Source organism: Streptomyces sp. NPDC034037 (assembly GCF_055575715.1).
This window is the reverse complement of the sequence record NZ_JBVISC010000008.1, coordinates 102,316-115,381: the sequence shown is the minus strand read 5'-3', so window position 1 is coordinate 115,381 and position 13,066 is coordinate 102,316. Positions and strand designations below refer to the sequence as shown.

Annotated in this window: 9 protein-coding genes, 1 pseudogene and 1 riboswitch; of the genes and pseudogenes, 5 read left to right on the top strand and 5 right to left on the bottom strand. The window is 71.4% G+C overall.

The window, feature by feature from the left end:
- Positions 1-81 precede the first annotated feature (81 nt).
- Both ACZ516_RS26765 and ACZ516_RS26760 read left to right on the top strand, forming a co-directional pair.
- The gene (locus ACZ516_RS26765; RefSeq protein WP_469011955.1) at positions 82-1,371 is read left to right on the top strand and encodes a PspC domain-containing protein; all 1,290 of its coding nucleotides are present in this window, start codon (positions 82-84) and stop codon (positions 1,369-1,371) included.
- The gene (locus ACZ516_RS26760) at positions 1,368-2,096 is read left to right on the top strand and encodes a response regulator transcription factor (RefSeq protein WP_358588112.1); all 729 of its coding nucleotides are present in this window, start codon (positions 1,368-1,370) and stop codon (positions 2,094-2,096) included. The genes ACZ516_RS26765 and ACZ516_RS26760 overlap by 4 nt, the downstream gene beginning before the upstream one ends.
- A gap of 131 nt (positions 2,097-2,227) precedes the next feature.
- Here the strand turns inward: ACZ516_RS26760 and ACZ516_RS26755 are convergent, their stop codons facing one another.
- Together ACZ516_RS26755 and ACZ516_RS26750 are read right to left on the bottom strand one after the other, a co-directional pair.
- The gene (locus tag ACZ516_RS26755; protein WP_469011953.1) at positions 2,228-2,878 is read right to left on the bottom strand and encodes a hypothetical protein; all 651 of its coding nucleotides are present in this window, start codon (positions 2,876-2,878) and stop codon (positions 2,228-2,230) included.
- 33 nt (positions 2,879-2,911) lie between these two features.
- Positions 2,912-3,994, bottom strand: coding sequence for a C40 family peptidase (locus tag ACZ516_RS26750; RefSeq protein WP_469011951.1), 1,083 nt, complete (start codon positions 3,992-3,994; stop codon positions 2,912-2,914).
- A gap of 343 nt (positions 3,995-4,337) precedes the next feature.
- On the opposite strand from ACZ516_RS26750, the gene ACZ516_RS26745 reads away from it, so the two are divergent.
- Entirely contained in the window at positions 4,338-4,691 is a 354-nt protein-coding gene (locus tag ACZ516_RS26745) for a hypothetical protein (protein WP_358698363.1), read from the top strand.
- Between the two features lie 128 nt (positions 4,692-4,819).
- On the opposite strand, the gene ACZ516_RS26740 is transcribed toward ACZ516_RS26745, so the two are convergent.
- Positions 4,820-6,178, bottom strand: a complete 1,359-nt coding sequence (locus ACZ516_RS26740) for a C40 family peptidase (protein WP_469011949.1) — start codon at positions 6,176-6,178, stop codon at positions 4,820-4,822.
- Positions 6,179-6,186: 8 nt separating this feature from the next.
- Positions 6,187-6,342: riboswitch (cyclic di-AMP (ydaO/yuaA leader) on the bottom strand.
- 300 nt (positions 6,343-6,642) lie between these two features.
- Here ACZ516_RS26740 and pcrA point away from each other — a divergent pair.
- On the top strand, positions 6,643-9,132 hold the full coding sequence (gene pcrA / locus ACZ516_RS26735; RefSeq protein ID WP_469011947.1) for a DNA helicase PcrA: 2,490 nt from the start codon (positions 6,643-6,645) through the stop codon (positions 9,130-9,132).
- 81 nt (positions 9,133-9,213) lie between these two features.
- Here the strand turns inward: pcrA and ACZ516_RS26730 are convergent, their stop codons facing one another.
- Both ACZ516_RS26730 and ACZ516_RS26725 read right to left on the bottom strand, forming a co-directional pair.
- On the bottom strand, positions 9,214-10,764 hold the full coding sequence (locus ACZ516_RS26730; protein ID WP_469011945.1) for a M23 family metallopeptidase: 1,551 nt from the start codon (positions 10,762-10,764) through the stop codon (positions 9,214-9,216).
- Positions 10,765-10,989: 225 nt separating this feature from the next.
- A pseudogene (locus tag ACZ516_RS26725) lies at positions 10,990-11,848 on the bottom strand (esterase/lipase family protein).
- A gap of 766 nt (positions 11,849-12,614) precedes the next feature.
- On the opposite strand from ACZ516_RS26725, the gene ACZ516_RS26720 reads away from it, so the two are divergent.
- Entirely contained in the window at positions 12,615-13,031 is a 417-nt protein-coding gene (locus ACZ516_RS26720; protein WP_358589627.1) for a cobalamin B12-binding domain-containing protein, read from the top strand.
- Positions 13,032-13,066: the final 35 nt, after the last annotated feature.

Here is a 13,066-nt window from a genome sequence, read left to right as displayed (position 1 = left end):
ACGGGGCGGGGGCCGAGATCAGGGAAGTCTCGGGGACCGACCCTGATGCCCGTGTGCGCGCCCGCGTGTGAACATCGAGGCATGCCGGAAGCCGCCGCACCGCCCATCGACGACGCCCGACCGCTGCGCAAGCTGTACCGCAGCGGTGACGGGCGCTGGCTCGGCGGTGTCGCACGCGGCCTCGCGGGGCATCTCGGACTGCCCGTGGTCTGGGTCCGGCTCGTCTTCGTCGGTCTGTTCACGGCGGACGGCCTCGGCGCTCTGCTGTACGCGGCGTTCTGGTTCTTCGTCCCGCTGGGCATCGGCGGTGTGGACGCCGAGCGGCCACCCGCGGCCGTCACGACCGAGACATCGCCGGACGGCCGCCGCAGACTCGTGGCCCGCAAGCCGGACAAGGGCCAGATAGTCGCGCTCCTCGCGATGGTCGTCGTCTGCATGGTCTTCGTCGGCAATGTGGACCTGGACGGCTCGACCAAGGCGTATGTCGTGCCGACCCTGCTCGTCGCCGCCGGTGTCGCCCTGGTCTGGCGCCAGGCCGACAATGCCCGCCGGGCCCGCTGGATGGCCGTCGGCCGCCGCCGGCGCACCATCACGCTCGCCCGGTCGGCGGCCGGAGTGCTCCTGGTCGGCGCCGGGGTCACCGGCATCTTCGTGCTCCAGGGGTCCGCCGCACACCTGGGGGCCGTGCTGCAGGCCGCGCTGGCCGTGCTCGTCGGCGTCGCCCTTCTCGCCGGCCCCTACCTCGTCCGCATGATGCAGGATCTCTCCGAGGAGCGGCTGATGCGCATCCGCGCCCAGGAGAGAGCCGAGGTCGCCGCTCATGTGCACGACTCCGTGCTGCACACCCTGACCCTGATCCAGCGCAACGCGGAGAGCGCCGGCGAGGTGCGCCGCCTCGCCCGCGCGCAGGAGCGCGACCTGCGGGCCTGGCTCTACAACCCAGAGGGGACGGGCAAGGACGAGGACGAGGAGCCCGACAGCCTCGCCGAGGCGGTCCGCCGCAGTGCGGCGGAGATCGAGGACAAGCACGGGGTGCCCATAGAGGTCGTCGTGGTCGGGGACTGCCCGCTCGACGAGCGGCTGACCGCCCAGATGCAGGCCGCGAGGGAGGCCATGGTGAACGCCGCCAAGTACGGTGGCGAGGGCGGTGCGGTGCAGGTCTTCGCCGAAGTAGAGGGGAAGACGGTGTTCGTGTCCGTCCGGGACCGTGGACCCGGCTTCGACCTGGATTCCGTTCCCGACGACCGCATGGGCGTACGAGAATCGATCATCGGCCGCATGCAGCGCAATGGCGGCACGGCGCGGTTGCGCGCGGTGCCGGGCGGCGGCACGGAAGTCGAGCTGGAGATGGAGAGGACGGCGACGACATGAGCGACGCGACCGAGGCGGGCGAACCCGCGGAGCCGACCGGTTCGGACGAGGGCGGTGCGGGTGGGCGTCGTGTGCGGGTCGTCCTGGTCGACGACCACCGGATGTTCCGCACCGGGGTGCGGGCGGAGATCGGCCGGACCGACATCACCGGCGTCGAAGTGGTCGGCGAGGCGGCCGACGTCGACCAGGCGGTGACGGTCATCAGGGCCGCACGACCCGAGGTCGTCCTGCTGGACGTGCACCTTCCAGGTGGCGGGGGTGTGGAAGTGCTGCGCCGCTGCTCACCGTTGATGGCCGACGCGGAGAGTCCGGTGCGTTTCCTGGCGCTGTCGGTCTCCGATGCCGCCGAGGATGTCATCGGCGTCATCCGGGGCGGCGCCCGTGGCTATGTCACCAAGACCATCACCGGTACGGACCTGGTGGACTCCATCTTCCGGGTGCAGGACGGCGACGCGGTGTTCTCGCCACGCCTGGCCGGTTTCGTCCTCGACGCGTTCGCCTCCACGGACGCGCCCCCGATCGACGAGGACCTGGACCGGTTGACGCAGCGGGAGAGGGAGGTTCTGAGGCTGATCGCGCGGGGGTACGCGTACAAGGAGATCGCCAAGCAGCTCTACATCTCCGTGAAGACGGTCGAGTCGCATGTGTCGGCGGTCCTGAGGAAGCTACAGCTCTCCAACCGCCATGAACTGACGAGGTGGGCGACGGCGCGGCGGCTGGTCTGAGGCGCGGAGGGGCCGCTGCGGAGCCGATCGCGTGGCGGCCGGCTGGCACGGGGGGTGACCGTGTGGGGTGCGGAGCACGGGGCGCGCGGCCAGATGGGCTTGGCGCCGAGCGCCGGGTGCTGCCCCTGGCGTCAGGTGCTGCCCGCGCGCCGGGTGCCGCCGGGGGCCGGGAGTGGCGTCAGTGCTCGTAGGGCCCAGCGGTAGTGGGTGAGGGCCTTGGCGGCGCCCAGTAGGCCCGTCAGCCACAGGAGGAGGCCCGTGCCCATGCCGAGGGCGACGTCGGCGTACGTCTCCCGGCCGGGTTCGGCGTACGCGGCCGAGGCGAAGGACGCCCACAGGCCGAGCGCGCACACGGCGAGGGAGGACAGGAGCCACAAGAGGCTGAGGCCGGGGGAGCGCAGGCGGGCGTCGGACGCCGGGTCCCGGTCCAGGGCGAGCCAGGCGTCGGTGAGTTCTCGTATGCGCCGGTCGCGGCGGAGGCTGAGGACGACGCCGACCACCGAGGGCGCCAGCGCCGCGAGGCCGAGGACCGCGAGGACCGGACCGAGGATGAGCCCCGTGGCGTCCTGCTCCTCGATGAGTTTGATCGGCTGCATCAGCAGCGCCCAGCCGACGACGGCACCGAGACCGCACAGCCACAGGAACAGGAGCCGGTGCACTCCGAGGTGGCGCCGGCGGAGTTCGTGGAGGGCCATGCCCCGGTCGGTGAGCAGCGTCCGACGGTCCGGCCAGGTGCGCAGATGCGCGGGAGGGGGAGGCGGCGGCAACGTACGGCTGGGCATGGACCCGACAGTACTGGGGGCCGTGGGGCCGGTTCACACCACCCGGGTGGCGCCCGCGAACGGCATCTGGTCGATCGGCGCGAGCCGCACCGGGGCGCTCGGGTTCGGGGCGTGGATCATCTGGCCGTTGCCCACGTAGATGCCGACGTGGCTGATGCCCGAGTAGAAGAACACCAGGTCACCAGGGCGGAGCGCGGAGCGTGCGACGCGCTCCCCGGCGGCGATCTGGGCGTAGGTGGTGCGGGGCAGCGAGACGCCCGCCGCCCGGTAGGCGGCCTGGGCGAGCCCCGAGCAGTCGAAGGCGTTCGGGCCCGTCGCGCCCCACACGTAGGGGCTGCCGATGGCCTTGTAGGCGTAGGAGACGGCGGCCGCGGCACGGGCGTTGGGAGCCTTGGACGGTGCGTGCGGTTGCGGCTGCGGGGTCCGGGTGTGCGCACGGGTGACCCGGTCGGTGTCGTCGCCCGCGAGCTGTGTGCGCTGCTCGGCGTCCGCGAGCCGCGTGCGCTGTTCGGCGGTGAGCCGGGACAGCAGCCGCTTGGCCTCACCGAGTTTGCCGGTGATCGTGTTCTTGTGTTTCCGCAATTCCGCCTGGCGCGAGCGGAGGGCGGAGAGGTGACCGTCGGCCTCGGCGTGCAGCTGGTCGAGCTGACGGAGCTTCTTGCGTACGCCCCTGATGGCGGCCGCCTGGCGGTGGCCGGCCCGGTCGGCGAACGAGGCGCCGTCCAGGAACTGTTCGGGGTCGGAGGAGAGCGCGAGCTGCACGGAGGGGTCGATGCCGCCCGTGCGGTACTGGGCGGCCGCGTACGAACCGAGGCTCTCGCGGGCGGAGTTGAGCTCGGCCGTCTTGCGGGCCGCCTCGTCGCGCAGCTCGCCCAGGGAGGCCTCGGCCTTCTCGGCCTTCTCCTTCGCCCCGTTGTACTTCTCGGTGGCGATCTCCGCCTCCCGGTGGAGCGCGTCGACCTTGGACTTCACCTCGGCGGGGCTGAGCCGGGGGTCCGCGTGCCCCGTGCCGTCGAGGGCGGTCACCGAAGCGGCACCCGCCAGGGCGAGGGTGGCGGCGGTACGGGCCGCACGGCCGGTGAGCGAGCGCTGTCGGGGTTTGCGGTGCGCTGCCACGAAGAGGGCTCCTTACCTGACCGGCGACGACCCGCACAGGGGGAGCGGGCCGCCGCCGGGTTTCTCGGCGTGATGACCGACTGCCGCCCTGGACGGGCGGCGGTGGGGAGCCGGTCACCTGGGGAAGGACGCTAAGCCCGGCCGTAACGGCCCGGTGACGGCTTGCGCGCAACTGACGGAAGTGGGCGCAACGGCGACCATGGATGTCCGCTCCGGATGCGGATTTGATGCCCTGCTTGTCGTGAGTGTGGGCATTGCAGTGGTTGTGCCCCAGCTGTCCGTCGCGGGATGATAAGGGGCCGCCCGAAGGGGACGATGCGGGGCCGGGCTAGGCTCCGGCCTCATGGACGTACTCATCCATCTCTTCGTCGGCCTGCACATCATCGGCATCGCCTCGCTCCTGGGCGGCTTCCTGACCCAGATGAAGCAGATGGGCCGGGGCACCGCCCGCTTCAGCCCCGCGATGCTGCACGGCGCGTTGACCATGCTCGTGACCGGTGTCGTCCTGGTGGGCCTGAACCAGGCCGACGACAACCCGGTCAACAACCTCAAGATCGGCATCAAGATGGCCGTGCTGATCGTGATCCTCGCGCTGGTCTACGTGAAGCGGGACGAGGAGAAGATCGACAAGGGCCTGTTCGGCGCGGTGGGGCTGCTGACGACGGCCAACATCTTCATCGCCGTGCTGTGGACCTGATCCCCCAATGACGGCCCTCCGATAAGGGTCCGCCGATAACGGCCCTCCGTCAGCGGCCCTCTACGCGCGCGTGGCCCGCACTCCGCGAAGAGTGCGGGCCACGCGCGCGTAGAGGGCGCTCACCAGGGTTACACCGGGCGCACCACGCTGTGGAGGGGCATGTAGTGGATCGACTCGACGCGGACATTCGTGCCCGGCCTCGGGGCGTGGATCATCTTGCCGTCGCCGATGTAGATCCCCACGTGACTGAGGTCGTCGTAGAAGAACACCAGGTCACCCGGCTCGGCGTCGGCGGTCCGCACGGTCGTGCCGGCCTTCGCCTGGTCCCACGTGGTGCGCGGCAGGGAGATCCCCGCGGCTTTCCACGCGTCCTGGGTGAGCCCGGAGCAGTCGTAGGAGTCCGGTCCCGTGGCGCCCCAGACGTACGGCTTCCCGAGCTGGGCCCGCGCGAAAGCGACGACCTTCGCGGCCTTGGTGGAGTAACCGCTGTCCGTGCTCCCCGAGCCGGAACCCGACCCGGGAGTCGACCCGGGACCCGACCCGGCTCCGGTCCCTGAGTCGCCGCCCTGGCCCGCTCCCGTCCCCCCGGCCTGCCCGCTCCCGTGCCCCTGCCGCTGCCGCTGCCGCTGCCCCTGGCCCTGCCGCTGCGCCTGGCCCCGATCCGTCTCCTTCCGCGCGGCCTCTTCCGCCTTGCGCTTGCGCGCCGCCTCGGCGGCCTGTTCGCGCGACAGCTCCACGGCCTCGCGCGCAGCCTCCCGCTCCCGCTTCCGCTCGGCCGCCGCGAGCCGCGCCTTCTCCTCGGCGGTCAGCTCCGAGAGCAACTCGCGCGCCTCGCCCAGCTTCTTCTGGACGGTCCGCTTGCTCGTCCTGAGGCCGTCGCGGGAGTCGCGCAGCGTCTCCAGGCTCCGCGCCGCCCTCGCGCGTTGTTTCGTCGCCGACGCCTGCTGCGCCTGGTAGTCGTCCACGGCCTTCTTCTGCCGCGCGGTCAGCCGGCCCGCCAGGTGGTTCTGGTCGAAGTAACCCTGGGGGTCGTCGGCCAGCATCATCGCGGCCGTATGGGAGGCGGCGCCGGTGCGGTACTGCGCGGTGGCGTAGGAGCCGAGCTTTTGACGTGCCTCGTTCAGCTTGTCCGCGCGCTGGGCCACGTCGTCGAGCAGGCGGCCGGTCTTCCTGCGCTGCTTGTCCGTCTTCTCCTTGGCCGAGTTGTACTTCTGGGTGGCCACGCCCGCCTGGTGGTAGAGGTCGTCGACCTTCTTCCGCACCTCTTCGAGGCTGGGTCCTTCGAGCTTCCGCACCTCTTCGAGGCCGGGCCCTTCGAGGCCGGGCCCTTCGAGGCCGGGCCTCGTCGGCTCGGGGGAGGGGGCTGCCTGCGCGCTCTGCGACAGGAGGGCCACGGAGGTCAGGGCGGCCGTCGTGATGCCGACGGCCGGGGCGGTGCGGGGCCGGGGTGCGGTCGGCCGGGTCCGTGGCTTGCGGTGCGACGCCAAGGGAGGCGACTCCTTCCGTAGACCGCCTACCGGGTTAGCTGTCGGGTTCGGGCGGGTGCTCCGGAAGGTTGCCCTACGGTCCCGTACTGCGTACGGGACCGATTCACCCCAGGTTTTCGGTGGGTCCCCGGCTCCGAACGCGTCGGACTCGGCGGAGGCCACCCGCTCCCGGCGAGGTTCGCCGGCGGGGGACGAGCGGCCCGCGCAGCACGCTAGCCAAGTCGTGAGGCAGGTGTGAAGGTTGATGTGCGATATGCCCGATACATTTCCGTGACTTCACGAGGGTCTTGACGCGGGCATGGCGTGGGCATGACGCGGGACCGCCGGGGCGCTGCGGAGCGTGATCGTTCGCGGGCGGGGCGTAGAAGAAGGGGAGCCGGTCACCGGATGTGAGCGGACGGCGGATGTGAGGTGGTCGGAACCCGGGGCGGATTGTCAGTGGGGCCGCCTAGACTCGGGAGGCGATGAGCAGCCTCTTTGATGACAGCTTCCTGGCGGACCTGCAGCCTTCCCGGGCCGCGGACGAAGAGCCCCCGCCGCCGCCCGAGGACAGCGCTCCGGAACCGGTTCCGGACGACTTGTTCAGCGGGAAGTTCGATGTGCCCATGACCCGGGACACGCACTACCGCGACGGTGCCCCGCGCCCGGTCATCGACCCGGCGACGCTCCTGGAGGGGCTGAACGAGAACCAGCGCGCGGCCGTCGTGCACGCGGGCTCCCCGCTGCTCATCGTCGCCGGCGCCGGCTCCGGCAAGACCCGCGTGCTGACCCACCGCATCGCGTACCTCCTCGCCGAGCGCGGTGTGCACCCCGGCCAGATCCTCGCGATCACCTTCACGAACAAGGCCGCGGGCGAGATGAAGGAGCGCGTCGAGCAGCTCGTGGGCCCCCGGGCCAACGCGATGTGGGTGTCGACCTTCCACAGCGCCTGCGTCCGCATCCTGCGCCGCGAGTACAAGAAGCTGGGCTTCACGTCCTCCTTCTCGATCTACGACGCCGCCGACTCCAAGCGCCTGATGGCCCTGGTCTGCCGCGATCTCGACCTGGACCCCAAGAAGTTCCCGCCGAAGTCCTTCAGCGCCAAGATCTCGAACCTGAAGAACGAGCTGATCGACGAGGAGGACTTCGCGGCGCAGGCGGCCGACGGCTTCGAGAAGACCCTCGCCCAGGCCTACGCCATGTACCAGTCACGCCTGCGCGAGGCGAACGCGCTGGACTTTGACGACCTGATCATGACGACGGTCCACCTCCTGCGCGCCTTCCCGGACGTCGCCGAGCACTACCGCCGCCGCTTCCGGCACGTCATGGTCGACGAGTACCAGGACACGAACCACGCGCAGTACGCGCTGGTGCGCGAGCTGGTCGGCCCCTCCGGGGGCGAGGGCGACGACCCCGCGGAGCTGTGCGTGGTGGGTGACGCGGACCAGTCGATCTACGCCTTCCGCGGTGCCACCATCCGCAACATCCTCCAGTTCGAGGAGGACTACACCGACGCGACGACGATCCTCCTGGAGCAGAACTACCGCTCCACGCAGACGATCCTGACCGCCGCCAACGCCGTCATCGAGCGGAACGAGAGCCGCCGCCCGAAGAACCTGTGGACCAACCAGGGCGCGGGCGCCCGCATCACCGGCTATGTCGCCGACACCGAGCACGACGAGGCGCAGTTCGTCGCCGACGAGATCGACCGGCTCACGGACGCGGGCGACGCGAAGGCCGGCGACGTCGCGATCTTCTACCGGACGAACGCCCAGTCCCGTGTCTTCGAAGAGATCTTCATCCGTGTCGGCCTGCCCTACAAGGTCGTCGGCGGCGTCCGCTTCTACGAGCGCAAGGAGGTCCGCGATGTGCTGGCCTACCTGCGCGTTCTCGCCAACCCCGAGGACGCGGTCCCGCTGCGGCGCATCCTCAACGTCCCCAAGAGGGGCATCGGCGACCGCGCCGAGGCGATGATCGACGCCCTCTCGCAGCGCGAGAAGATCTCCTTCCCGCAGGCACTGCGCCGCGTCGACGAGGCGTACGGGATGGCGGGCCGCTCCACCAACGCCGTCAAGCGGTTCAACGCGCTCATGGAGGACCTGCGGACCATCGTCGAGTCCGGCGCGGGCCCCGCCGTCGTCCTGGAGGCCGTGCTCGAACGGACCGGCTACCTCGCCGAGCTGCAGGCGTCGACCGACCCGCAGGACGAGACCCGCATCGAGAACCTCCAGGAACTCGCCGCCGTCGCACTCGAATTCGAGCAGGAGAACGCGCAAGGGAACGCGCGGCCGGAAGGCGAGGAGGGGGCCGCCGCTCCGGCGGGCACGCTCTCCGACTTCCTGGAGCGCGTCGCGCTCGTGGCCGACTCCGACCAGATTCCGGATGAGGAGGACGACGGCTCCGGAGTCATCACGCTCATGACGCTGCACACCGCCAAGGGCCTGGAGTTCCCCGTGGTGTTCCTGACCGGCATGGAGGACGGCGTCTTCCCGCACATGCGCTCCCTCGGGCAGGTCAAGGAGCTGGAGGAAGAGCGCCGCCTCGCCTACGTGGGCATCACGCGCGCGCGGGAGCGGCTCTACCTGACCCGGTCCTCGATGCGCAGCGCCTGGGGCCAGCCCTCCTACAACCCGCCGTCCCGCTTCCTCGAAGAGATTCCGGACACGCATCTGGACTGGAAGCGGAAGGGCTCCGTCGGCCCCCTCGCGTCCTCCGGTCCCGCCGGTGGCATCGCCTCGTCGCTGTCCTCCTCGCGTTCGCGCACGGGCGGCGCGCAGGGCTTCGCGACCCGCCGCGCCTCGGAGAAGCCGGTGGTCTCGCTGGCGGTCGGGGACCGGGTGACGCACGACCAGTTCGGCCTGGGGACCGTGGTCGGGGTGAAGGGCACGGGGGCGAACGCCGAGGCGACGGTGGACTTCGGTGAGCCCAAGCCGAAGCGGCTCCTGCTGCGGTACGCGCCGGTCGAGAAGCTGTAACGCCGGGGGCGGGAGCCCGATGGGCCGCGCCTTCGCCGGCGGCGGCCCATCGGCGAGCCGCGCCCGGCGGGGCGGCCCCGGTTACGTCGGGTCGAGGCCGTGGCTGCGCAGCCACGGCAGCGGGTCGATCGCCGAGCCGTGGCTGGGGCGCACCTCGAAGTGCAGGTGCGGGCCCGTGGAGTTGCCGGAGTTCCCGGAGAAGGCGATGGTCTCGCCGGCCTTCACGGGACCGCTGGAGATCTTGTGCTGGGAGAGGTGGCAGTACCACGTCTCCGTGCCGTCCTTGGCGGTCACGATCGCCATGTTGCCGTAGGCGCTGTTCCACTTCGTGGTCACGGTGCCGTCGGTCGCGGCGAAGACCTCTGTGCCGTACGAGACCGGGAAGTCGATGCCGGAGTGCGCCGACATCCAGTTGACGCCCGCCTGTCCGTACTGCGCGCTCAGGCCGTGCTGCTTGACCGGCAGGACGAACTTGGGGCGCATGCGCTCCTTGCGCGCCGCCTCCGCCGCCGCCTGCTTCTGCGCGGCCACTTTCTGGGCCTTGAGGTCGATGCGCTCCTGCGTGCGGCTCGCCCGGTCCGCGAAGTCGCCCGCGTCCGCGGAGAGGTTCGCCAGCTGGGTGTCCAGCTTGTTGTTGGCGGTGGAAGGCTGCACGGACGCGGCGTCCGGGACCGAGGCCGCCGTCTCCTTGTGGTCGTCCCCACCGAAGCTGCCCACGGAGGCGGCGGCCACTCCGGCGACGCCCATCACGCAGGCCGAGGGCACGGCGACGGTCAGCAGAGCGGAACGCTTGGCGGGGGTGCGGCGACGGGTTCTCGACCGGCCCGCTCCGGGTCCGCCGCCCTTGCCGCGGGCGGCGCGGGGCGCGGGGACCGGGACGTGCGCGGCGGGCTCGTGCTCCGCGTCCTCGTACGGGTCGCCGTCCCCGCCCTCGTAGGAGTCGGCGTCCGCGTATGCGGCCTCGGCGGAGATCTCGTACTGCTCGGTCAGCTCGTACCGCTCGGTGCTCTCGTACGTCTCACCAGTCGCACCGGTCGCACCGGTCGCACCGGCCTCGTACGGCTGCGGAGTCTCGGATGCCGCGGGCTCGTGCGTCGCTTGTGTCTCGTGCGAGTCACCGGCGGAGTTCCACGCGGTGGCGTCGTAGGCGCCCGTGTCGAAGGACTGGGTCTCCCACTGGCCGGTCGTGGACGGCTGGTTCCAGTCGGTGGTGTCCCACTGGCCCGTGCTGTCGGGGCCCTGCTGGGAGGGAATGTCGGCGAGGTGCTGATAGGCGCCGGTCGACCAGCCGGAGGTGTCGTGACCGCCCGTGTCGTAGGCGCCGTGCTGCTGCCCCGCGTACGTGGCATAGGCGGCCGGCTGCTGAGCGGTGTCCGCCGGCTGACGGGCGTCCGGGGCGGTCGCCCACTGGCCGGTGTCGTACTCGGCGCCGCTCATCTCACCGAAGAGCGGGTCGGTCGCGAACGTGCCGGTGTCGAAGACCCCGGTGTCGCAACTGCCGGTGGAGTAGGCGTCGTAGCCGTAGCCGCCGTGCGGGGCGCTTTGCTGGTCGTACGTCGCATAGGGCGGGTAATCGGCGCCGGGTGCCGAGGGCGGGGGAGTCGAGCTCCCCGACGGGTGACGGTCGTTCACCAACTTCTCTTTCGCCTCGGCAGCAGGGGCAGAGCAGTGCGGCGACTGTACCCGGCGGTATACGGGCGCGACAATCTTCGGCAGGTTTCATGGTTTCAGGAAACGGGCATTCGGCCTTCTTTCGGGGGACTATGGGCGTCGGCTTGGTACTACGTTCGACGCCTGTTCGAGCTGGGACGGGGTGTGCGGCTGTGAATGCGTGAGCAGCCGTCGTCGGCGGAGAGGTCAGGCGACCGTGAGTCCGCCCGGTGCCCCCTTGGCATCCGCCCCCGGTTCGGCCAGATCGAGCGCTTCGCGCACGCCGTTCGCGACCGCCGGATGGACCGGTAGCGCGAGATGGCCGATTCCGGTCACCTGGATGTTCTGCGCGAGCAGGTCGGGATGGTCGACACAGGCGGTCTCCGGCGGGTCCATGACCTGGTCGAGATCGCTCCAGAAGCTCACGAACTGCGTGCGGCAGTCGGGCGCGGGTTCCTTCAGCTCCTCGATCACGGTGGATCCCGGACGCATCTGCCGCACGATCGGGTGGGCGTTCGCGAGCGGTGCGACGCGGGTGCCCGTGTGCGGGGTGCCGAGCGTGACCAGAGTGCGGACGCGTACGTCGCCGCCGAGGCGCTGGGCGTAATAGCGGGCGATCAGGCCGCCGAGGCTGTGGCCGACGATGTCCACCCGGGCGTGGCCCGCGCGCTCGCACAGTTCCTCGACGCGCCGGCCGAGCAGCTCGGCGGCGGCGGGGATGTCGCAGGTCAGCGGTGAGTAGTTGAGCGACTCCACCCGGCGTCCGCCGTGCTGGGTCAGTGCGCGGCGGAGCAGGACGAACACGGAGCGGTTGTCGGCGAAGCCGTGCAGGAGCAGAACCGGGGGGCGCCCGTCCGGGGGGCAGGCGGGGCGCGTCGGGTGGCGGCTGGACGGGCATCGCCCTGCGCTCCTGGGCGATGCCCGAGGGGTAGAGGACGAGGTGACCCGCGAGGATCGCCGCTTCCAGGGCGGTGGCCTTCAGGAGAGCTCCCGAGAACCGGCCCGCGATCCTGCCGGGCAACGAGGGCAGGGCCGCCAGCGCGGACAGGGCAGACAGGGAAGGCAGGGCAGGCAGCGCGGGCAACGCGGGCAGCGCGGGCAGCGCGGAGAGTATCGGCAGTCCGGACAGGCCGGGCAGGGCGGAAACCGCGGGCAGCGAAGGCAGGGAGGGCAGGGAGGGCAGTGAAGGCAGGGAGTGCAGCGAAGCCCAGCTGGGGCGCGGTATCCCTCGTACCGCCCAGCCGGGTCGCGGCATCCCCCGCACCGAGGGCAGGAATGGCAGGGCCCGCAGCGTCGACAGCGCGGGCTGCGTCAGCAGTGCCGAGAGTCCGGTCCCGGGCGGTCTGGGCAGCGGAAAGCCCCGGGCGCGAAAGGGGCGGGCCCCGGTGACCGGCATCGTCGACCTCCCGACCGGCAGCACGGGAGGACGGCGCCGTCCCCCGTGTGCCCTAGGGGGAGTCGTGGGCAAGGAGAGTCGGTCGCGCGGCGGGGTCGCGGCCGCCGTCGTACGAACGGCACCCTGCCCCCGTCGCGCCGCCGATGCACCGCACCACCACGCCGGGCGGCTGCCGGCGTGGTGGTCCGGCGATCTCGATGCGGCTCCCCTCGCGCCTGGTCCGCAAGCGGGGTGTGAACCCCCGCTCGGTGGACGGCGCGCAGCGAATGTGTCCCACGTGTGATTTCCCCCTCCCTCTCCGCCGCGAAACTGCCGCTTGCGCGATGCTGGAGATAACGTTCGTTCACTTCCCCCGTCCTCGCGGCGCGGGGTGTCCGTGCTCGGGCATGCTCGGACAGATGGATGTCGGTACGGATATCGGTACATGGAGGCAGTGATGGGTGTGGCAGCCGGGCCGATCCGCGTGGTGGTCGCCAAGCCGGGGCTGGACGGGCACGACCGGGGAGCCAAGGTGATCGCGCGGGCGTTGCGTGACGCCGGTATGGAGGTCATCTACACCGGGCTCCACCAGACGCCCGAGCAGGTGGTGGACACCGCGATCCAGGAGGACGCCGACGCGATCGGCCTGTCCATCCTGTCCGGGGCGCACAACACGCTCTTCGCGCGGGTGATCGAGCTGTTGAAGGAGCGGGACGCGCAGGACATCCTGGTGTTCGGCGGCGGCATCATCCCGGAGGCGGACATCGCGCCGCTGAAGGAGAAGGGCGTCGCGGAGATCTTCACCCCCGGGGCCACCACGACCTCGATCGTGGAGTGGGTCCGGGCCAACGTGCGGCAGCCCGCCGGGGCCTGACCTCCGGGGTGTCGGAGCCCGGCTCAGGGCCGGTC